This is a genomic window from Rheinheimera baltica DSM 14885 (assembly GCF_000425345.1).
Lineage (GTDB): Bacteria > Pseudomonadota > Gammaproteobacteria > Enterobacterales > Alteromonadaceae > Alishewanella > Alishewanella baltica.
Genome location: NZ_AUDG01000009.1, coordinates 37,172 through 59,278, shown reverse-complemented (window position 1 = coordinate 59,278; position 22,107 = coordinate 37,172). Strand labels below are relative to the sequence as shown.

General features: G+C 48.8%; 16 protein-coding genes. 14 read left to right on the top strand and 2 right to left on the bottom strand.

The features are described 5' to 3' along the window. Positions 1 to 116: 116 nt before the first annotated feature. From H595_RS0105990 to H595_RS0105920, 14 genes are all read left to right on the top strand, one after another. Entirely contained in the window at positions 117 to 977 is an 861-nt protein-coding gene (locus H595_RS0105990) for a MipA/OmpV family protein (protein ID WP_027670397.1), read from the top strand. Positions 978 to 1,032: 55 nt separating this feature from the next. Next, positions 1,033 to 1,377 (top strand): DUF3019 domain-containing protein, encoded by a 345-nt coding sequence (locus tag H595_RS21680; RefSeq protein WP_169338540.1) that lies wholly within the window; start codon positions 1,033 to 1,035, stop codon positions 1,375 to 1,377. 8 nt (positions 1,378 to 1,385) lie between these two features. Beyond that, positions 1,386 to 2,102 carry a response regulator gene (locus H595_RS0105980; protein WP_027670396.1) on the top strand — a complete coding sequence of 239 codons (717 nt, stop codon included), beginning with the start codon at positions 1,386 to 1,388 and terminating at the stop codon, positions 2,100 to 2,102. Positions 2,103 to 2,136: 34 nt separating this feature from the next. After that, on the top strand, positions 2,137 to 3,471 hold the full coding sequence (locus H595_RS0105975; RefSeq protein WP_027670395.1) for an ATP-binding protein: 1,335 nt from the start codon (positions 2,137 to 2,139) through the stop codon (positions 3,469 to 3,471). A 210-nt stretch (positions 3,472 to 3,681) separates the two neighbouring features. Beyond that, a complete protein-coding gene (locus H595_RS0105970; RefSeq protein ID WP_027670394.1) occupies positions 3,682 to 4,353 on the top strand; it encodes an immunoglobulin domain-containing protein in 672 nt (223 codons plus the stop codon). Between the two features lie 216 nt (positions 4,354 to 4,569). Then, positions 4,570 to 6,951, top strand: a complete 2,382-nt coding sequence (locus H595_RS0105960) for a fatty acid cis/trans isomerase (RefSeq protein WP_027670393.1) — start codon at positions 4,570 to 4,572, stop codon at positions 6,949 to 6,951. Positions 6,952 to 7,009: 58 nt separating this feature from the next. After that, on the top strand, positions 7,010 to 7,933 hold the full coding sequence (locus tag H595_RS0105955; RefSeq protein ID WP_027670392.1) for a M14 family metallopeptidase: 924 nt from the start codon (positions 7,010 to 7,012) through the stop codon (positions 7,931 to 7,933). A 414-nt stretch (positions 7,934 to 8,347) separates the two neighbouring features. Beyond that, entirely contained in the window at positions 8,348 to 11,512 is a 3,165-nt protein-coding gene (locus H595_RS0105950; RefSeq protein ID WP_205623179.1) for a TonB-dependent receptor, read from the top strand. Between the two features lie 141 nt (positions 11,513 to 11,653). After that, positions 11,654 to 13,273, top strand: coding sequence for a tryptophan halogenase family protein (locus tag H595_RS0105945; RefSeq protein WP_205623178.1), 1,620 nt, complete (start codon positions 11,654 to 11,656; stop codon positions 13,271 to 13,273). 85 nt (positions 13,274 to 13,358) lie between these two features. Next, positions 13,359 to 14,129, top strand: a complete 771-nt coding sequence (locus H595_RS0105940) for a SapC family protein (RefSeq protein WP_027670389.1) — start codon at positions 13,359 to 13,361, stop codon at positions 14,127 to 14,129. Beyond that, a complete protein-coding gene (locus tag H595_RS0105935; protein WP_037053801.1) occupies positions 14,129 to 14,839 on the top strand; it encodes a DUF6445 family protein in 711 nt (236 codons plus the stop codon). Before H595_RS0105940 ends, H595_RS0105935 begins: the two co-directional genes overlap by 1 nt. Before the next feature lie 174 nt (positions 14,840 to 15,013). Beyond that, entirely contained in the window at positions 15,014 to 15,589 is a 576-nt protein-coding gene (locus H595_RS0105930; protein ID WP_027670387.1) for an RNA polymerase sigma factor, read from the top strand. Then, a complete protein-coding gene (locus H595_RS0105925) occupies positions 15,582 to 16,661 on the top strand; it encodes a FecR family protein (protein WP_027670386.1) in 1,080 nt (359 codons plus the stop codon). Before H595_RS0105930 ends, H595_RS0105925 begins: the two co-directional genes overlap by 8 nt. Positions 16,662 to 16,766: 105 nt before the next feature. After that, positions 16,767 to 18,185, top strand: a complete 1,419-nt coding sequence (locus H595_RS0105920) for a sugar porter family MFS transporter (protein WP_084153487.1) — start codon at positions 16,767 to 16,769, stop codon at positions 18,183 to 18,185. A 231-nt stretch (positions 18,186 to 18,416) separates the two neighbouring features. On the opposite strand, the gene H595_RS0105910 is transcribed toward H595_RS0105920, so the two are convergent. Both H595_RS0105910 and H595_RS0105905 read right to left on the bottom strand, forming a co-directional pair. Further along, positions 18,417 to 19,877 carry an aminoacyl-histidine dipeptidase gene (locus H595_RS0105910; RefSeq protein ID WP_027670384.1) on the bottom strand — a complete coding sequence of 487 codons (1,461 nt, stop codon included), beginning with the start codon at positions 19,875 to 19,877 and terminating at the stop codon, positions 18,417 to 18,419. Positions 19,878 to 19,950: 73 nt separating this feature from the next. Next, positions 19,951 to 22,020 (bottom strand): site-specific recombinase, encoded by a 2,070-nt coding sequence (locus H595_RS0105905; protein ID WP_037053796.1) that lies wholly within the window; start codon positions 22,018 to 22,020, stop codon positions 19,951 to 19,953. Between the last annotated feature and the right edge of the window lie 87 nt (positions 22,021 to 22,107).

Here is a 22,107-nt window from a genome sequence, read left to right as displayed (position 1 = left end):
AATGTTTGCACCAAACTGACGCAAAACCTTACACTTTTTAAACATTATTTTATAGCAGAGCCTGTATTATCTGTGCCCGATGATTAATTTTATGCTTTTAGGCCAATGGAATGGCAATGTATTGCAGTAGACAACTAGTGCGGTTTTTACAACACAGCATCAAGCTAGGCCTGGCGTGTTGCCTGGTAATGGCAAGCTTTGCAGGCGCGGACACTTCAGAGCCGTCAACCAACAGTTGGCGTGACGATTTCGACGGTACGCTTTATCTGGGTGTAGGCAAAGGCTTCCATCAAACGCTAGTACCAGGCTTAGAGCGAGAATTAAATAATGACCTGCTTTTCGTTATTTCTGGCGAGTTGCAATGGCGTAACTTCTTTATTGAAACGCCTATCCATCGTAGTGGCACCTACATATACAGTGCAACTATTGGCTACCGCTTTTATCAACATGAGCAACATAGCTGGGATTTAATTGCCAGTAACTATAATGTCTGGTTGCCCAACAAAAAAACCAGCAGCGCAACACCACAGTTGGAAGGGCTTAAAGCACGCGCACCTGACTCTTTAAACGCAATTCGTTACCAGTTTCTATGGCAGCAACACGTGTTTGGTTTTGAGTCTGGAATCGACCTTGCCGCCCACCACGGTATTATTACCCGTTTAAGCTACAGCTATTTATTACCCTGGCGTAACCTCGACGTGTATCTGAGTACCGCACTAACGCTCGAGTCCAGCAACGTGGTTAATTATTACTATGGCATTGACGCTGATGAAGCTCGCCCCGGGCGAGCACTCTACCGTGCCGGTGCAGGATACAAAACCCATTTTGGTGTATCTGCGGTTTACCCTCTGGCAAAGCATTGGCAGTTAGATGCCAGTGTTGGCCTTAATCTGTTTAGCCGTAATTACCGCCAAAGCCCAGTCGTAACACGCGATCAGGAAAAGTTGATGGTCGTAATGGTGCGCTATGTTTTTTAAATTCCAGTGCCGCGCTCCACTCTGTGCTGGTCTGATAGTCGCAGGTGCTTTTTACATGTCGGATAAAGCGTTCGCTAGTGACAATAGCAATTTTGAAAGCGTCGTGCTGGCAGTAACACCTGATAAATGCATCAGCATACAACAAGGACGAACCTGTTACAGCACTGTCACAGCACGCTGGCATAGTGCTCAACCACTCGATTTATGTTTGACACTTGCGGACAAGGTGCTGAAGTGTTGGCAACATCAAATTCAGGGCAGCCATCAGTTTGAGTTTGCCGCAGCGCAAAGCACTAAGGTTATGCTGCGTCAGCAACAACAGGTACTGGCGCAGGTTGAAGTTGAAGTTAATTGGGTGCATAAGGCATCTAAAATAAAGCGTCACTGGCGTTTATTCTAGGAGTGAGCATGACAGATTTGAGCACCATCTTACTGGTGGAAGATGATGTATCGCTTGCCGATTGGGTAAAAACTTACCTGCAACAAAAAGGTTATCAGGTTTTGCACCACTGCCGTGGTGACACCGTATTGGACGCCATGGCACAGCAACACGTCGACCTGATTTTACTGGATCTGATGTTACCCGGCCTTAATGGGCTCGCCCTTTGTAAGCAAATACGACAACAATATCAGTTACCTATTTTGATGCTGACCGCGCAGGGTGAAGAAAGTGACGAAGTGATAGGTTTGCAAACCGGCGCAACAGATTATCTGGTTAAACCGGTACGGCCAAGGGTATTGCACGCCAGAATTGAAGCGGCTCTGCGCTCTTGTTTAGCAAGTAATACTTCAGAAAAAAGCGCCACCAACACTGAGACCTTGCAGTTTGGTCAACTGCACATTTGCGCCAGTGCGCAACGTGTATTATTGCGCGGAGCAGAAATTAATCTGACCAGTACCGAATTTTGCTTGCTTTGGTATTTGGCCTGTCATGCTGGTGAAATTTGCAGTAGAGATCAGGTTTTTCTTGCTATGAAAGGGCGTGAACACGATGGCCTGGACCGACGCTTTGACGTTATGGTTTCTATACTACGAAAAAAACTGGCCGATGATGCCAGCAACCCTAAAGGGATAAAAACCGTCTGGGGTAAAGGCTATTTATTTGTCGCTGATGGCTGGCGGTGATGTTTAACGTTATGCAGCTGCAAGCACATATTGTATGTTAAAGCTAAGTCTAAGCCTTATGCTGTCAGCTGTTTGCGCGCTGTTTGTGTTGGGCGCTATGCTGGACTCACTGGCTGGCCAGGCCGAACCCCATGCCACTGCAGACGAAAAGTTACTCCCTGTATTGCTTGCTCAGCTTGCTGAAGAAGCAAATCAGAGTGTCGCCGCAGATTTACCATCATTTGCCGCAGAGCAATCGCTGCGATGGCAACTACAAGTTTCGTTTGAACCTTTAGCCCACCTCGCCCTACCGGAAGAACTAAAATACCAGCTATACCGGCCGCAGGGGTTAAGCCTGGCAGCAAGTGAGCATCGGTATTTACTCAAAGCACTAACTGCTCACCCGCAATGGTTATTAAAAGTGCAACTACCCGCTGAACCAGAACCGCTCCCAGGTGATTTATGGCTGACATTGTTGTTTTACGCCGGCATCTGCCTACTAATGTTGTTCTGGTTAACACCACTAACCCGCCAGCTCTGGTTGTTAAGTCAGGCAACTAAACGATTTGGACAGGGCGACTTGAAAACCCGGCTATCGCCCTCTCCCTGGTCATACATTCCCGCTTTGGAGCATAGCTTTAATCAGATGGCTGACCAGATAACACAATTGCTGGCAGATAACCAACTGCTGGCCAGCTCATTATCACATGACTTGCGCACTCCCTTAGCCTGCTTTCGTTTTGGCTTAGACGCCGCTCAGGAATGTGAACACCCGCAGCAAAAAGATCACTATTTGCAACGCCTGGAGCAGGATTTAGACCGAATGGAGGCCATGGTAAATGCCTTTCTGGAATACGCCGGTTTGTCACGTCAGCAGCAGAAACTGAGGTTTTCGGCGGTAGAATTACTCAGCTGTTGTGCACAGGTTGCCAGTCAGTGCCAGCTGTTATTGCAACAACAACACAAGGCGCATCCCAAGCGGCCACTGATACAACTGACGCTACAACTGCCGGAACAGGAAATTTGGTTAAGCCACGCCAACGCGCACTGGCTGCAAAGGGCGCTATTAAATATATTACACAATGCAAGCCGCTACGCAGAACGACACATCGTGCTGTCCATTCAAGAGCAAGCGCATGAAATCTGGTTAAACATTAGTGACGATGGCCCTGGTATCGCCGAAGTCGATACGTTACGAATATTTCAGCCCTTTGTCCGACTTGATACTGACAGCGCTACTGCTGAAACACCGCAGTTTGGATTAGGTCTTGCTATCGTTCATCGGGTTGCCAGTTGGCATAACGGCCGAGTGTGTGTTAACAAAAGTGCTGCCGGTGGAGCCTGTTTCAGCTTACAGCTGCCGCGGGCGGCCTCTGATTTGGATTGTTAAAGATACGCTTTCTAAGCTACGTGCTCTAAGCTACGCGCTTAACCCTTACAATTTTCAGACAATTATCAACTTCCTGCAACTAACACCACAGTGTTAACCTTTTTTCGACATCTTTGTCGCGGCGTATGCAAGGCATGTGTTGGTATTGATAAAAGTGTGAAACAACAACAGACCACCAGGCTGGTTTTAATTAAATTTATGGAGATCGTGATGGCGAAAAATAGTAAAGGACTAGGTTTGGCGCTGATATTCGGTATAACTACTGCACTTATCGGATGTGGTGAAAGCTCAGATGAGTTGGATGAGAAGCTCACTCATAGCGCCAGCATTTCGCTGGTTAATGCCTGGAGTTCTATGGCAGATCTGCATGTTGCCAAGCGCAAATTTGACAGTGGTTACAGTGGTCTGTTTGATACAGACAATTTGGTCTCACAGGATGTGCCCGTTAATGAAGTCGGTACGCCCTATCGATACAGCTATAAAGCAATTAACAACATTGTGAATTTAGGCGCCAGGGACAGTATCAGCAAAAACAATGAAGAACGCACCACTAAAACCTTAACTAACGGCGAAAAATTGTGGGTTATCGCATGGGAAGAAGGCAGCGTTAAAACACTGTCGGTCATCACCGGAAAAAAGCACAGTAAAGCAGATACATTCAATGTTCGGTTATTTGCCGATGGTAACTATGCAGTGTCTGTCGACGGTAACCAGGTGTTAAATACCGAAAAAGGTAAAGTTACCGCTTATCTGGAGGTAAATAACTGCGCTAACAGCCTTAAAGTTGCTGATAATGCGATTGATTTATGTACTGCAGAGTCAGGAGCCTCTTATCTGCTCGTTGTAGACCGAAACGGTGCGCGCGTTATGGCGGCTGAATAGTCATCTTGATATCTGCGTAAGCCAGGAGGGTACCGCTGTACTTGCCGCAGTGCCCTCCTGCGTTAGTACAAACAGAGCTTTGCTGTAGGGCAAAAAGACAGTACCGTGGCACAACATCAGCGAAAGTGGCGCTGCAAAATGCGCCGGGCCATTAGTAAATTATCCGTTAAGGCGGTACCATAAAGAACGATATAACGTCGCCAGACAGGAAAATCCATGCTCATATCCGTCCATAAATGGAAAAAGTTTTTACTGCTTTTTGTCTTGGTATGTGTAGGTTGCGCTACGCTCAGTCGTATGGATTTAGATCAGCAGTATGGCCGCGCTTTAGTAACCAACCGCGCCGATGTCAGCGCCCAAAATGCAGCAGATGATCATTTTTACAACAGCATAAAACCTGTTATCGACGCCCGCTGCGTGGTCTGCCACGCTTGTTATGATTCGCCCTGCCAGTTAAATATGTCCTCTACCGATGGTATTGAACGCGGCGCGCACAAAGATAAAGTCTACGATGGCGCCAGGCTGCTGGCCGCTACTCCCAACCGCTTGTTTACCGATGCCTTTGGTACGGCCGCCTGGCGCGAGCGCGGCTTTTTTCCGGTGTTAAATGAGCGCCAACAAAGCACGCAAGCTAATACACAGGCTTCGGTACTTGCACGCTCGTTAGCGCTAAAGCAGCAATACCCGCTGCCACCAGGCGACATTTTGCCCAAGCCGTTTGATTTCAGCCTGGATCGCGGCCAAAGCTGCCCCACTATTGAACAATTTGACCACTTCGCCAAAAGTCAGCCGCTGGCCGGTATGCCTTATGGTCTGCCTGCGCTAAGTGACGACGAGCACAAACAGTTAATGCATTGGTTAGAGCAAGGCGCGGCCATGCCGAAAACGCCAACACTACCCGACAACGCCCTGGCTGAAGTGGCTAAACTGGAACAGTGGCTTAATGCCGATAGCCTGAACATGCAGCTTAGCGCCCGCTATATTTACGAGCATTTGTTTACCTCGCATTTGTACTTTAGTGCGCTGCATGCAGAACACCAAACACCACAGTTTTATAGCCTGGTGCGCTCAGCAACGCCGCCCGGCCAACCGGTTGAGGTAATCGCCAGCCGCCGGCCGTTTGACGACCCGGGCGTTTCCAGGGTGTATTATCGCCTGCTGCCGGTGCACGCCACTATCGTCAATAAAACCCATCAGCCTTACGACATTAACGCCGGGCTGTTGGCGAAATGGCAACAGTGGTTTGTTGAGGCCGACTATCAGGTTAGCAAATTGCCGGGCTACCAACCTGAAATAGCAGCTAATCCGCTAACCGCCTTTGCGCAGCTGCCGGTTAATGCGCGCTACCGTTTTATGTTAGAGCGTTCGGAAAACACCATTATGGGTTATATCAAAGGCCCGGTATGTCGCGGTCAGGTGGCGCTGAATGTGATAAACGATCATTTTTGGGTGTATTTTGTCGCACCGGAACTGGCAAGCCGTAATGAGGTAGAGGCGTTTTATTTATCGCAACAGGATAACCTGCGCCTGCCGGCCGAAAAAGAGAGCAGTACCCTGGCACTTAGTTGGGTTGCCTTTGCCAAACGCCAGGGCAGCTATGTACGCGCCCGCAGTGAGTTTCTTAATAACGCATTTAAAGATGGCCGCCACCTTACGTTGGATGGCATCTGGGCCGGCGATGGCGATAACACTAACGCCAGCCTGACGGTATTTCGCCACTTTGATAACGCTACCGTGGTAAAAGGCTTGCAGGGTCAACCACCGAAAACGGCCTGGGTAATAGATTATGCCCTGCTGGAGCGCATTCACTACTTACTGGTAGCCGGCTTTGATGTGTACGGCAATTATGGCCACCAGTTGATGACGCGGCTGTACATGGACTTTTTACGCATGGAGGGCGAGTCTAACTTTCTGGCCTTGTTACCACCGGATACACGCCGGCGCGAATTTAATGCCTGGTATCAAAAATCCGGCACTGAACTGACCGCCTTTATCCGCGATGACATTAATGCTTTTCACCAGCCTACAGGGCTGAGCTTTAGCAGCGATAACCCCAAAGCTGAACTTTACCAACTGCTGCAGCAGCATTTAGCCGGGGTTCAACCTCAGCGTTATCAGTTATCAAACAGCAAGCTGGCGGCCAACAGCAAAGCGCTGCTGGCGCAATTGCACAATATTACCGGGCAGGCCGCTTCTGTTCTGCCGGAAATGACCATGCTGATGGTAGAGCCGGCAAACGGCAAACCGGCCGAATTGTATACTCTGTTGCGCAACAGCGCCCACTACAACGTTAACAGTTTGTTTGCCGAAGATGACAACCGCAACCCAGCGCAGGACAATATGACGCTGGTGTATGGCCTGCTTGGCAGTTATCCCAATGCATTTTGGCGGGTAAAAGAAGCCGATTTAGCCAAATGGGTAGCACAGGTACAACAGCTGCAAACCGAACAGGACTACCGCACACTGCTGGATAATATTGGAGTAAGGCGCACTGCCGCGGATTTTTGGGCCTTTAGCGATAAGCTAAACCAACAATTTATGCGCCAGCACCCGGTAGACAGCGGCTGGTTAGACTACAACCGGCTGGAAAATAGATAAACAAAGCATACTTAGTTAAAACCCAGTGACATAAGCAGTAGGCAATACGGAGACTAACATGGACAAAATTTACCATATCGGCACAGTGGGCCAGCCGTGGGGCGAGGCAGAAAAAGCGCAGTGGCTAAACGAGCAACGCATTAAGCGCAGTTTCTTTGATGAAGTATTACCGGCAATAGAAGCGCTGAAAACTGAGTTTGATATTGAGCAATACGGCGAGCTGGCCTATCAGGCCGTGTGCGGTAAAACCTACCCACTGTTCGCAGTAAAAAGCCGTAACTGGCACAGTGATAAACCGACTATTTTAGTGACCGGCGGCGTGCACGGTTACGAAACCAGTGGCGTACATGGCGCGCTGCGGTTTTTACAAACTGAAGCAAAAGCTTACAGCGATAAAGTGAATGTGTTGGTTCTGCCGTGCATTAGCCCCTGGGGCTACGAAACCATTAACCGCTGGAACCCATTAGCGATAGACCCCAACCGCAGCTTTGGCCCCAACGGCACCGCAACCGAAGCCCAACAAGTACGACAGTATCTGCACGGTTTGCAGTTAAACTTCGCTATGCACATTGACCTGCATGAAACCACGGATTCCGACAACAGCGAGTTTCGCCCGGCCAAGGCAGCACTAGATGGCACCATAAATAAAAACTGGAATATCCCCGACGGCTACTACACCGTAGATGACGCCGAACACCCCTGCCCGGCGCTACAAAAAGCGATTATCGACAGCGTGGCCAAAGTTACCCATATTGCCGAGCCTGATGAAAACGGTAAGCTCATTGGCGAGCCCATGCAGCAACCCGGTGTAATTAACTATGCCAAAGCCACATTAGGTTTATGTGGCAGCGTTACCGATGCGCCACTGGTGAGCACCACCGAAGTTTACCCAGACAGCCCAAGCGCCAGCCCAGAGCAATGCATTCAGGCTCAGGTTGCGGCCGTTGTTGGCGCACTGGATTACCTGCTACAAACCAAATAGTTGTATTTAAATAAAACCAGGGGCGCTTGTGGCGCCCATTTTTTTTAACCGTAATACTCAGCCTAAAACCAGGCGGCGCAGACGACCAACGCTGTGCTGTTATACCCCTGCCCGAAACCCCGCCCTTGATCGCATAAAGTGTGGTTAACTTGAATTTTAGATTTTTTTCATGTTTTATGGCTACGTCTTGTTAGTCGCTAAACCAATAGAAGTTAAGCACAACAAGCATGTCGCAGAATACCGTTTTAAAAAAATAATTATAAAAACAAAAAGATACACGGACCGGGGAGCAGGCAAATTAAATTGTTTAACACAATTGTGAAAATTATATGGAGGAAAAAACACGCTCTGTCGTCTTTGTTTACTGCATGGCAACACTTCATGCGGGGGGGATATCGAAGCGGGCGGCGGCTGTTGCTATCTTTGCTTATCGTCTATTGCCTGTCAGGCGTAGCGTTAGCTAAAGAGCAGCCATCAACAATTGCTTTCAATATACCAAGACAAAGGGCCGACTTATCGCTAATCAATTTTGCAGAGCAGGCAGATATCACCTTGCTTTTTCCTCTAGAGCATATCAGTGATAAACACACCAATCTGCTGCAGGGCCGGTACAGTCTCATTGAAGCCTTAATGATTCTGTTAAAAGATACCGGTTTAAAGCCAGAAATTAGCGAAAGTGGGCAGGTATCTATTCAGATAGATCCAACTTTCGAGAGTAACAACGACATGGCTCAATATAACAAAAATAAAGTGGCGACCGCAGTAATGGCGGTGCTTAGTGCAGTCGCAGCAACACCCACTTTGGCAATGCAGGAAAGCGAAGGGAAAGCAGCAGAAATCATTGAAATTCGAGGCATACGCGGTGCACTTGGCCGTGCAATGGATTCAAAACGCGAAGCGGGTGGCGTGGTAGATTCCATCTCAGCCGAAGATATTGGCAAGTTTCCGGACACCAACTTAGCAGAATCACTGCAGCGCATCACCGGCGTGTCTATTGACCGTTCTGGTGGTGAAGGCCAGCTGATCACCGTACGCGGTTTTGGCCCCGAATTTAACACAGTGTTAGTCAATGGCCGGCAGATGGCGTCTGAAAACCAAAGCCGTGCGTTTAGCTTTGATACCATTGCCTCTGAATTAGTCCGCAGCCTTGATGTGCACAAAACTTCCAGCGCAACTATGCAGTCCGGTGGCATTGGCTCTACTGTAAATGTAAATACGGCCCGGCCTTTTGCCATTGGTGGCTTTAAAGTGGCCGGTAGTGTTAAGGGTATTTACGACGAAAATAGCGAGCAAACCTCGCCGCAGTTATCTGGCCTTATTAGCAACACCTTTGCCGATAGCACTTTTGGTGCCTTGTTAGCGGTATCACACCAACAGCGCGACACACGTTTAAACCAAGCGCAAATTGACGGCTGGTTGGAAAATGTCGGCGTGCCTAACCCGATAACACAAAACGGACAAGCCTATAGCGGCAATATTTTCTCGCCTCGTAACTACGACCATAAAGTTACCACCGAAGAGCGCACCCGCACTAACGCCAATCTGGTATTGCAGTACGCGCCAACGGACAAGCTGGTTATTACCGCTGACGCCTTGTATTCCGACTTTGATATTAAAGCCGATACCACCTCTTATGGTCACTGGTTTACGGCGCCCAATCTGGAAGGCTTTGATGGCGCTGCAGGGCCGGTGGTCGATGCCAACGGTACGGTTATCGACTTGTACCAGGAAGTCGGTCTGGCAACCGATATGCATGCGAAAAAATTTGACCGCTTAACGAATTCCGTCTCCTTGGGGTTGAATGCTGATTGGGATGTCAATAACAACCTTAATATGAAATTCGACTTCAGCCACTCCAGTGCTGAGCGCGAGCCCAATAACGGCCGTGGTGATCAGTTATCTCTGATAGGCTACGCCAACCGCGTGCGCATTCAGGTTGACAACAATATTCTGCCGTACGCCAGCCAATTCGCCGAAGCGAATGCCAATATCTACAGTGGGCAACAAGAACTTAACGGCACCGCTTATCAGGCCGGGGTTACACCCGATGGCGTGTCTAATTTGCTCGATCCTGCCAACAGCCGGGCACACGTAATGTTACGCCGTGGCTGGGCCGTAAAAGACAGTATTAATCAGCTGCGCTGGGATGGCGTGTGGAGTGAAGATGCGCTAACGGGACTTACTCAAGTTAAATTTGGTGTAAGTTACTCCAGCGAAAAGAAAAACCTCGACCGTTGGGACAACGAAGGTGTGGGTATTCACTGTACATTTTGTGGCTATCCAGATACACCGGATATGGCAGCATTCCCGCAATATGTGTTTAATGCTGGCAGCGATTTCTTAAGTGGTGTCAGCGGCAGTGGCCGTATGCCAACGTCCTGGTTAGCGCACGACGGCGAAGCCAATTTTGCTTTCCTTGAACAGTATGCTGCGTCACTAGGCAACAACATTAGTTTTGATGCCGTTAAGCGCAACAAATCTTATGAAGTCACCGAAGATACAACGTCATTGTATGTAGAAATGGACTTTGAAGGCGAACTCGCCGGCATGCCACTGACCAGTACTGCCGGGGTACGTTATGAACGCACCAGCGTAGGCGTTGATGGTACTGATGCACCGGTGACGGGCCTGACTATACTAGATGAAACCGAAATGTTGGCGCAATTTGGCAATGCATCACCCATCAATGAAAGTGCCAGCTATGAAGCCATTTTACCTAACTTCAGTGTCAAACTTGAAATCTCTGACGACGTGGTGGCCCGTTTTGCTGCATCTCAAACTCTGACGCGGCCAACACTGGAAAGCATGTCACCGGTTACTGTTATTGGCACAACGCGTCAGGGCGGCGATTTAACATCAACCTCAGGTAACCCTGAACTGGAACCCTTTACCTCAACCAACCTGGACTTATCACTGGAATGGTATTACGACACGGCCAGTTATATGTCGGTGGGTTATTTCCGCAAGAATGTAGCAAATTTCATCGTCAACACCACCGAAGATAAAACCTTTACCCTGGATAACGGCAGCTTGCTTACCGATCCGTCCACCGGCAGTGATACCGGTGCGCCAGACAACAACGACGCCACAGCAGTATTTACCAATACGCTACCCAACAACGGTGAGTCGGCCATTGTGGATGGTTTTGAACTGGCACTGCAACACAGTTTTGATTCCGGCTTTGGCTTGATGGTAAATGCAACGCTGGTTGGCAGTAATGCCGAACTGGACCCGGCTGACATTAGCCAGGTGTTTGCCTTAACGGGCTTAAGTGACTCGTACAACCTGGTCGGCTTCTATGAACAAGGTCCTTTCCAGGCGCGGATTGCGTATAACTGGCGGGATCAGTTTGTACAGTCGTTAACTCAGTCTAACGGTGATGGTGTCGTGATTGTAGAAGACTATGCTCAAATAGACGCAACGGCCAGTTATGACCTGACTGACAACCTTACGGTAGTTATTGAAGGCATTAACCTGACCAATGAATACGTGCACAAACGTGGTCGCTTTAGTAATCAGCTATTGCTGATTGAAGATAGCGGCCGCCGTATTGCCTTTGGCGTGCGCGGTACTTTTTAGCCTTTGGATCGCATCCCCTGTAACTATTAAGTTATGACGGGGATGCACCGGTCTGTCTTCCTCCCTGAACAGACCGCTGATGGCCAGGGCCTGCGTTTTGCTGCAAGCCCTGTTTTTAGTTGTATTGACATGGTGACCAATGTGATTAAGCAACCGCCACAACACGACCAGGCAACACCCATAACGCAGCAAACCGCCACAGCGCCCATTCGTACCGTGGTTATTGTCGGTGGTGGCAATGCCGGTTGGCTAACGGCAGGGCGCATTGCCGCCAAACACAAAAGCAACCAACCTGATGGTGTTAAAGTTATTCTGATTGAGTCACCTACCCTGCCTCCCATTGGTGTCGGTGAAGGTACCTGGCCCACCATGCGCAGCACCTTGATTGCCCTTGGTATCAGCGAAACTGATTTTATCCGCCAATGCGATGTTACCTTTAAGCAAGGGGCAAAATTCGCGCAATGGGTCGATGGTAGTAGCAGCGACTTTTATTACCATCCGCTGGTTTTACCGCAAGGTTTTGGCAAAGCCGAAATGGCAGGCTATTGGCAACAGAGCACGGCGACAGCCAACAATACATCGTGCAATACGTCATCTTTTTCCAATGCATTGTGTTATCAGGAAGCACTCTGCGAGCACGGTTTAGCCCCAAAAACCATTCGCCACGCTGAGTTTGGCGCCGTTGCCAATTATGCCTATCATCTGGACTCGGGCAAATTTGGCCCGTTTTTACGACAACATTGCATCGAAAAACTGGGAGTGACGCATATTCTGGACGATGTCGTTGCAGTGCAAAGTTCCAGCAATGGTGATATTGCCGCGGTTAACACTAAACAGTCTGGCGTGATTGCAGGCGATTTGTTTGTTGATTGTTCCGGTTTTTCGTCGTTGTTACTGGGTAAACATTACCAGGTACCGTTTAAAGCCTGTGACGATATTCTGTTTATCGATACCGCGCTTGCGGTACAGGTACCCTACGAGCACCCCGACACGCCTATTGCTTCACATACCATTTCCACCGCACAAGACGCAGGCTGGATTTGGGATATTGGCCTGCAACACCGCCGCGGCGTTGGTTATGTTTACGCCAGTAAATACTGCACAGAAGCGCAAGCCCGGGCTACCTTGGCGCGCTATGTCGGCCCGGCCATTGCCGATTTATCGGTGCGCAAAATTCCTATTGTCAGTGGCCACAGAACGCGTTTTTGGCAAAACAACTGTGTCGCTGTAGGTTTGGCGGCAGGCTTTCTCGAACCACTGGAAGCGTCTGCGCTGGTGTTGGTCGAGTTATCAGCCCAAATGATAAGTGAACAACTGCCCGCTAACCGTGCGCTAATGGACATTGTCGCTAAACGGTTTAATGAAACCTTTTTATATCGCTGGGACAAAATTATCGATTTTCTAAAGCTGCATTATCTGCTGAGTCAGCGCGAGGAGCCGTTTTGGCGAGACAACCGAAACCCAGCGACTATTCCACAAAGTTTACAGGACTTACTGCAGCTATGGCGCTATCGTGCGCCCGGTGATCTGGACTTCACCAGCAACAACGAAGTATTTCCGGCAGCCAGCTATCAATACGTGCTGTATGGCATGGGATTTAAAACAGACTACAGCCAAAGTCACTATTTGCTGGATAACCCTGAGTTTGCCGCGCAACAATTTGCCCAAAATCAAAAAATGATTGCACAGGCCCTGAGTATACTGCCTTCGAACCGCGAGTTAATTAGCAAGATCCGCGAATTTGGGCTTAGTCAGCTGTGAATACTGAACTGTGCAGACTCAGCGCTCAAGACTGACCCGGCTTAGCGCAAAGTGCTACCCACTAAAACAAAAGAGAATATTCATCATGGCCCAACTTGTCGCAATTAACCCGCAGCTGCATCAACACTTGCGTCTTCAACCCGCCAACGCCGGACGGCACAGCGAGGATACTCAACTGATGCCGGTGGTGCCGGCAGAATTCGCCAGCATGGCAACTCAGGCCCCGATAGTGCTGACCAAAAATGGCCAAACCGGCCAGTTTGTTGCAGTGGCATTGCTGGGCTTTGCGCCAGGTGAAAACCTGTTTTATAGCGATAACGCCTGGCAAGGCGACTATCTACCCTTGCAGTTACAACGTCAGCCATTTTTTTTAGGCCAAGCCGAAGCGGCTGAAACACCGACTAACACCTCGACTGCCCCAAATAACAAGGAGGATTACGTGCTGTGCATTGATAGCGACAGCCCGACTATCTGCCAGCCAACGAGCATAGACGATACCCGCTATGAACAACTGTTTACCGAGACTGGCGCCGATAGCCGCTATTTCCAGCAGGCTAAAAGCTGTCTGGCAGAACTATTGCGTGGCGAGCAACAACAACAACAGCTGGTACAGGCACTGCTAAGTTATGATCTGATCCAGCCACTGTCGCTCGACATCGTGTTTGATAACGAGCAGTCGACCCGCTTAAACGGTCTCTATACTATTGACCAGCAAAAGTTAGCCGCTCTGGCACCGGACAAACTGGTTGAGCTGCATCAGGCAGGTTGGTTATTGCCTATCTACACGCTTATTGCATCGACAGCACAGATTTATCCGCTTATTGCGCGGAAAAACCGCCGGCTGGCTAAGTGCTAATGTCGGTCAGTATTCGTTCCCTTAAGCAGGGTATAACGCAGCTCAGCATTGGTAACGAAGCCACACCGCTACTGGTAATTGATGATCTGGTGCTTAACCCGGACTGGCTTATTACTAATGCCTGTGCAGCGCCAAACTTTAGTGCCGATGCCGCCAACTTCTACCCGGGTATTCGTAAACCCACGCCCTCGTGTTATCAACACGCTATACAACAGGCATTACTACCACTACTACAAACGGTGTTTACGCCGCTACAACCGGCAAGCTTGCACATTTTACTGTCGGCTTTTGCTCTCTCTACCACGCCACCGTCCCAACTTCGGCCGATTCAGATGTTGCCGCATATTGATGCCAGTACGACGAATCAGTTGGCGATGGTGCATTACTTAGCCGGGCCGGAGTTTGGTGGAACGTCGTTTTATCGTCATAAACAAACCGGTTATGAACGCATTACAGCAGACCGGTTGCCAAACTACAGTGCCATACTAAAAGCACAAGCACAGGCAGAGCAGTTGCATCGAAACCCGGCATATGTCAGTGGTGACAACACGATGTTTAGCCGGATTTTCCAGGTTGAAGCCAAGCCAAACCGCGCTATTATTTATCCGGGTAATTTATTGCACTCTGGCGATATTCGCCCAGAAACAGGTTTGTCAACTGAGCCAAGACAGGGGCGGCTTACCATCAGCAGTTTTTTGCAGTGGTGTTGATAAAAATTGTATTGATAAAAAAAAGATTTTATAAAAAACTAAAATAATTTCTTCAGGGTATAGTGGATTTTCCCCGGCTGATTCGTCTTATTGTTCAGGGGTGATATGCGCAGCAATAGACTGGGCAGGGCCTCATTCGGATTAACCGCCGAAACACCAAAAAGACGGGGAAAAATGTCAAACGACTCATTGCTTTACAAGGTCTATCTGGCTTCGCGTAAAAGTTTGTGGCGCGCGGTATCGCGTATTGTGCCACCGCACGAGATTGAAGATATTGTGCAAGAAACCTATGTACGCATTTGCCAGATTGATCATAAACAGAACATCAGTTCGCCAAAGTCTTTTATGTTTACCATCGCCCGCAATTTGGCATTGGACTATCAGAAGCAGGCAAATGTAAAACAGGTCGACCATGTGGAAGATATTGATTTGCTGGACCAGTTGTTATCCGACAACTGCCGGGATGAAGTCTATGATCAGGCCTTATCTGCCAGCGAATTTGCCATATTTTGCGAGGCCGTCAGATTGTTGCCGGTACAATGTCGTAAAGTATTTGTGTTAAAAAAGGTCTACGGTTATTCCCAACGTGAAATAGCCGGCAAGTTACGTATTAGTGAAAGTACAGTAGAAAAACACATCGCCACGGGTATGAAAAGTTGCACGCTATTTATGCGTAAAGCAACAGCAGGCGAAAAAGGACAAGGCCAGAACAACGCTCACCGACACGTTAAAGGAGGATCCTATGAGTAATATTCACCCGATCCATCTGCAGTCGAAACGCCAACAAGCCGTCCTTGATGAGCAGCGTTTAGAACAAGCCTGTGACTGGATCGCAAAATTGGACCGGACCTTAACGCCGGCAGACACACAAGCATTGCAGCAATGGCTGGCCAGTTCAGCCCAAAACCGTACGACATTATTAGAGGTAGCGGCGCTGTGGGACAAAATGGATACCCTGCAACGGTTATCTGATTTATTTCCGCAAACAGAAAAAAAACCGGCCAGTCACTGGCAAACCTGGGCGTTAGCCGCATCGGTGGCTACGGTTTTCCTGTTAGCCACGTTTTGGTTCCGGCCAGAGCATATGATGCAAGACCCAGCGTCCACCCCGACAGTAATGGCCAGCCAAAGTAGCTACCAAACCCGGGTTGGCGAAACCACAACCATTGAACTGCCAGATAAAAGCAAACTGGTACTCAATACCAACAGCTTTGTGGTGGTGAAGTACAGTGCCAAAGCCCGCATTATTGAGTTACAACGCGGTGAAATCATGATTGATGTAGCGCATGACACCAGCAGACCCCTTAGCGTGGTTGCTGCCGGTAAAATTATCCAGGCGGTAGGTACCGCGTTTAATGTTGATGTGCGCAGCAACCACGTAAAACTGATGGTTACCGACGGCAAGGTGCTGGTAGAGACCGCGCTGGCTGAAGTGATTCAGGATGAACAACGCCTGGCCAAAAGACTCCCCGTTAGCGCAATGGCCATTTCTAAAGGTGAAAGAGTTGATTTGGATGCCAGCGGTCAACGCGAAGAGAAAGTGCACAAAGTTGACCCGGTCGACATTGCGGCGAGTTTGTCCTGGCGCACGGGTAACCTGATATTTCGCGGTGAAACTTTGGCCGATGCAGTGGCCGAAATTAGCCGTTATACCGACATTCAGTTTGAACTGGCAGATGATGCCAAACTCAATGATATTCATGTCGCTGGCATGTTTAAAACCGGAGACGTCAATGGCTTGTTAGAGGTGTTTAAAACGAATTTCAACATTAGCCATGAACGTCTGGGCAGTGACAAAGTTTTGCTGAAATTTGCCGGTTAGTTCACTTGAACAACAGAGCGTAGCAAGCTTTTGTCGGCTAAGTCGCTCTGCTTTAACCAAAACCTGAAGTAACCATAATAATTATTAATAAAAAGGATGTTCGTGATGACAAACTCAGTCTCAGCGCAGGTCGCCGCTAGCAACAACAGCAGCGTAGCTTACGTGCTGTTTATCTCTGCGGTTGCAGCCATTGGCGGCTTTTTATTTGGTTTTGACTCTGGCGTAATCAACGGTACCGTTACGGCCCTTGGCAAAGCCTTTCAGTCTGACTCGGTTGCCACCGGTTTTAACGTAGCGTCTGTCCTGTTAGGCTGTGCCATTGGTGCTTTGGTCGCCGGCCCGCTGGCCGACCGGGTTGGCCGCAAGCCCGTCATGATCATCACCGCTATAGTATTTGCATTAAGTGCCTGGGGCTCGGGGGATGCCCAAACTGCCAGCGCATTTATTCTGTTTCGCTTGATTGGTGGCTTGGGTATTGGCGCGGCGTCTGTATTGGCTCCCGCTTATATTTCTGAAGTGGCCCCCGCTGCGCTGCGTGGCAGACTAGCGACTTTGCAGCAACTGGCCATCGTGCTTGGGTTGTTTGCTGCCTTTGTTAGTAATTACCTGATTGCTTCAGCCGCAGGTGGTGCCCAATACGAATTTTTATTCGGCCTACCAGCGTGGCGCTGGATGTTTTGGGTAGAACTGGCCCCTGCCCTGCTGTTTTTGCTGGGTGTGTTGATGATCCCAGAATCACCGCGTTATTTAGTTGCGCAAGGCAAGCTGGATAAAGCACGCTCAGTGTTTCGCCGCATTCATCCTGGCAGCGAAGATCAACAAATTGCTGAGGTTAGCCAGTCATTACAGGGTAATAAAAAGCCCAGTATCTCAGATTTATTTATTCAGGGTAGCCGCAAGCTGCATCCCATCATCTGGGTGGGTATTGCCTTATCGGTATTCCAACAATTTGTTGGTATTAACGTGGTGTTTTATTACGGTGCGGAACTGTGGCAAGCGGCCGGTTTTGATGAGTCGCAGTCATTGTTTATTAATGTGCTGGCGGGCACCACCAATATCGTCTCTACTTTTATTGCCATCGCACTAATAGACAAAATTGGTCGCAAACCGCTGCTATTAGTTGGCAGCATTGGCATGTTTGTTAGCCTGGCGTTATTAACGCTTATCTTTGGCACTGCTGGTTTTGACGCCGCTGGTAAGTTAGCTTTGACCGAAAATATGGGCACAGTAGCGCTGATTACCGCCAACCTGTTTGTGGTGTTTTTTGGCTTAAGTTGGGGGCCGGTGGTGTGGGTGTTACTGGGCGAAATATTTAATAACCGTATTCGCGGTGCCGCCTTGGCGGTTGCTGCCAGCGCGCAGTGGATTGCCAACTTTGCCATCACCATGACCTTCCCGGTTTTACTTGGCTCTATCGGTTTGGCCGGTGCTTACGGTTTTTACACCTTGTCCGCCTTTGTCAGCATTTTCTTTGTGGTGAAATACATTAAAGAAACCCGAGGCAAAAGCCTGGAGGCAATGTAACCTGTGGTTGAAGCTAAAAAAGAACAGGCCGTTAACCCGTCAGTTAAGGTTATTATCGTCATCGATTTGCCCACACTAACGCGCCGTAAACCCATCCCTGGGGGCTCGTTTCAGCCCATCCAGGGCTTCAACGGTTAGTTTAGGGCAAACCGATTCTGCTTAACTGATTAGCATTGCGCTAAAACGGCCTAATCTTTTATGCTTTTCGATAATGCATTACCAAACAAGCATTTATGCTCGAGCGGGAATACGTTCCAATACAGCAAGCAACAACTCCCAGTACTGGCCCACGGTTTTGATATTAACCATTTCATCCGGACCATGCGGAAAGCGAATAGTCGGGCCAATCGACACCATGTCCATGTCTGGATACGGCTTCTTAAACAAGCCACATTCTAAACCAGCGTGAATAACCATAATCACTGGTTCTTTGTGATAAATGTCCTGATAGGTTTGGTTTACGATTGCCATTACCGGCGAGTCTGGGTTGGGTTTCCAACCAGGGTAAGCGCCACTAAACTTAACTTCGGCACCGGCGAGTTGCGCCAGAGAGCTGAGCATACTTTCTATTTGCTCGCGGCCGCTGTCAATTAACGAGCGAATTAAACACAGAACCTGGATACTGCTGTTGCTGGTGGTAATAACACCCATATTTAATGATGTTTCGGTCACACCCTCAACTTCATCGCTCATACGCATTACGCCATTGGGGCATACATTTAACAGGTTGATTAGCGTGCTTTGCACGTCGGCCGTCAGCACTTGTTCCGGCGTTGTGGTATCGGTAAGGCTAAGTTTTAACGCGGGTTCTACGGCGGCTAACTCTTGCTTTAACAAGGCTTCAAAATCCGCAACCTGTTGCGCTAACTGGCGGTGTTTTTCTGCCGGTACCGTTAAGCTAACACTGGCTTCACGCGGAATGGCATTGCGTAAAGAGCCGCCATTAAACGCACTTATGGCTAAACCGAGGTCTGCAGCGTTGTCTGCTAAAAATCGCGCTAACAGCTTGTTAGCATTACCACGGCCTAAATGAATATTTACGCCGGAATGGCCGCCTTTTAACCCGGACAAGCTTAGAGTAAACGCTTTTACACCTGTAGATACTGCCTGCCACTTTGCTGCCACAGTAAACTCTGCATCAACGCCACCAGCGCAACCCATGTAAATTTCACCTTCCTGCTCAGAATCAGTATTGATCAGGATCTCAGCGTCTAACATACCCGGTTCAACACCAAAGGCGCCCGTCATGCCGGCTTCTTCGTCTATGGTAAGCAAAACCTCCAACGGGCCGTGTTTAATATCACTGCTGCCTAAAATAGCTAACGCCGAGGCCATACCAATGCCGTTATCAGCACCTAAGGTTGTGCCATTAGCCTTTACCCAATCGCCATCAATGTAAGCTTCGATAGGATCAGTGGTAAAATCATGTACTTTGTCAGCATTTTTTTGCGGCACCATATCTAAGTGCGCCTGAATCACCACGGTTTTACAAAGTTCCATACCCTCTGTAGCCGGCTTTTTGATGATCAGGTTACCTACCTTGTCTTCAACAACACTCAAACCTTTCCCGCGCGCCCAGCTTTGAATATGCTGGCTTAACGCCTGCTCGTGCTTTGAAGGATGAGGAATGGCACAGATTTGGGCGAACCACTGCCATAGCGGCTGTGGATATAAACTGGCTAATGCTGACACTAGTGTCTCCGAAATACGTCAATAAAGACGGCCATTTTAACACAGGCCCCTTGTAGCCAGACAGACAGCGCAACTACTTATCCTGTGCACTGGCCGTGTCAGCTTTTATTTCCATATTTACAATGACCTTTGGCTCTTTTGCTTTTGTGGCCTCTGCCATGGTCTGTTTCACTGCATTTACCGGAAAGAAAAGCTGTAACGGCTGTTGCTTGGCCTGCTCCCACAAACTTTTTAGCAATAAGGGTAACTTGCTGATACTGGTACCACGTGCGCGCAGAGCAACAGTCAGTGCCAGCGTAAAACTAACCCATAAATTGACAAAGCCAATCAGCAAGACAAAGATGACGTTAACAAGAAAGCTCAACACACCAATCTCGCCACTTATCGCACTATAACCCAAGTTTGCCGATGAGAAAGCAACGTGACGTATATCCAATGGAAAACCACTAAGATAGCCAACATAGCCCGTCATGCCCAGTAGCACGCCAAACAGGAAATTGCCCGCCAGCGCCCCGTAGTTATCATGCAGATAATCAGCGAATTTATGCCTTGCCGTATCCGGTAACAGTTTTTTCAACATCGGATGCTGATATAGTCGCAGCCGCAGTTCCAGACAGTTAGCCCGATTATCAAAGAAACCAGCAATAATACCTGAACAAAATAGCCAAAGCCCGGCAATTGCAGCATAAAGCAGCGCCAGCCCGGTTACAGGTGAAATGGCGGCTAACTGATACGCTACCATGTCTGGGGACAACAACGCAGACCCCGTTACTAATCTGAAAACCAGCGCAATACTACACGCCAGCACAATTGCAACACTAATGTTGCCCCACACTGCCGCCCACTGCGAACGGTTTACATCTATCAGCAGTGCTGCCAGTTTTTTATTAACCGCACGGCCATTTTCGCCCCGTTCCACTTCTTGCGCAAAACTGGCGGCAGTCATAGCAGGTTGTTTTGTCGCTATCGTGAAATGCAGCATATGAATAAGCACAAAACCCAAGCCATAATTCAAACTAACCAGTACGGCTTCATCAAGTGGGCTGAAAGCCTGTTGATTAATATACATTTTTAACAGAGCCATCAGCGCAATAATAACGCCGGCACCAGCGGCTGAGCGCATCAGAGTAAAGAAGCTGCTTTTGTCTCGTGTAATGTAATGCTCGCCATGGCCGCTTTTGTTCACCGTAATACTTTTTGACAGCATTTGGGTGCTACTACGCCACAAAGCACCAATACTATTTTGCTCCGTGCTAGCCTGTGCCAAGGTGCCAAATAAACTAAATAGCTTGCTGCCTTGCGCAGCACCATCGCTTTGTAATAAATCAACCAGAATGACGATACGATCCAGCGTTTGTTCCAATCGCTCCAGCAAATGTGCCACCGAGACCGAGCTACCAACACCTGCTCCACGGCGTCGTAAGCGCTCTAGTTGATCACGTGATTGTTCAATCATCACATCAAGGTGCGCAGTATCCAACAACGATAATTCAGGGTTATTTAACTTGTCGCGGCCACTTTGCACAAACAAATTCATCTCGCGGCTTAACGCAATAAAAGGCGAGTCGATACTGCTTAAGCGGCGGTCGAGGCGCATCAAATCGGGTTCAATTTCTTCAGCAGCTACCCATATACCCAGCATTTCCAAGGCATAAAGACATTCTTCCTGAAAATGCCCATACATTTTCTGCACCAGCCCAGAGGGGGCGTTGGCACATAGAGCAATAAAACATCCCTGAACAGCTTCACTACTGGCCTGACCCAACCATACCGGTTGGTGTTTGCCGCTAAACATTTGCACCAGCATATCTTTAACATCATTTTGGTCACGCGGGGCAGGATTGACTCTTTCATATAACCTTGATGCCATCTCTCGCAAAAAACCACGAAGAGAAAACAACCCCGAATTCACCAATGCAGGGTAGATATTTACTTCGCTTAACCAGCCAAACAATACCTGAGAGATTGCTGCGCTGTGCTTAGGATTATTGACCAAAGCATCTTGCAACTTTGTCGCTCGTTGAGCTTGAACGACTCCAAGGCCGTCATAGCTTAACCAGTCTACCAAGGCCGTTGCCAACGCGACCGGACATCGCTGCTCTGAAACACTGCGCACCAGTGTCACTGCCCCCAGAGTATCCATGCCAGGCTCCAGAAATACATTAATTCGCCGACTATACCCAAAACCTTTATGCACAGCAAAGTGCAATTAAAAGCCCGTTGCAATGCC

Excerpts from the sequence above, each read along its gene's own strand:
- H595_RS0105990 (WP_027670397.1), top strand. The coding sequence starts at position 117 with ATGTATTGCAGTAGACAACTAGTGCGGTTTTTACAACACAGCATCAAG.
- H595_RS21680 (WP_169338540.1), top strand. The coding sequence starts at position 1,033 with ATGTCGGATAAAGCGTTCGCTAGTGACAATAGCAATTTTGAAAGCGTC.
- H595_RS0105980 (WP_027670396.1), top strand. The coding sequence starts at position 1,386 with ATGACAGATTTGAGCACCATCTTACTGGTGGAAGATGATGTATCGCTT.
- H595_RS0105975 (WP_027670395.1), top strand. The coding sequence starts at position 2,137 with ATGTTAAAGCTAAGTCTAAGCCTTATGCTGTCAGCTGTTTGCGCGCTG.
- H595_RS0105970 (WP_027670394.1), top strand. The coding sequence starts at position 3,682 with ATGGCGAAAAATAGTAAAGGACTAGGTTTGGCGCTGATATTCGGTATA.
- H595_RS0105960 (WP_027670393.1), top strand. The coding sequence starts at position 4,570 with ATGCTCATATCCGTCCATAAATGGAAAAAGTTTTTACTGCTTTTTGTC.
- H595_RS0105955 (WP_027670392.1), top strand. The coding sequence starts at position 7,010 with ATGGACAAAATTTACCATATCGGCACAGTGGGCCAGCCGTGGGGCGAG.
- H595_RS0105940 (WP_027670389.1), top strand. The coding sequence starts at position 13,359 with ATGGCCCAACTTGTCGCAATTAACCCGCAGCTGCATCAACACTTGCGT.
- H595_RS0105935 (WP_037053801.1), top strand. The coding sequence starts at position 14,129 with ATGTCGGTCAGTATTCGTTCCCTTAAGCAGGGTATAACGCAGCTCAGC.
- H595_RS0105930 (WP_027670387.1), top strand. The coding sequence starts at position 15,014 with ATGTCAAACGACTCATTGCTTTACAAGGTCTATCTGGCTTCGCGTAAA.
- H595_RS0105925 (WP_027670386.1), top strand. The coding sequence starts at position 15,582 with ATGAGTAATATTCACCCGATCCATCTGCAGTCGAAACGCCAACAAGCC.
- H595_RS0105920 (WP_084153487.1), top strand. The coding sequence starts at position 16,767 with ATGACAAACTCAGTCTCAGCGCAGGTCGCCGCTAGCAACAACAGCAGC.
- H595_RS0105905 (WP_037053796.1), bottom strand. The coding sequence starts at position 22,020 with ATGGATACTCTGGGGGCAGTGACACTGGTGCGCAGTGTTTCAGAGCAG.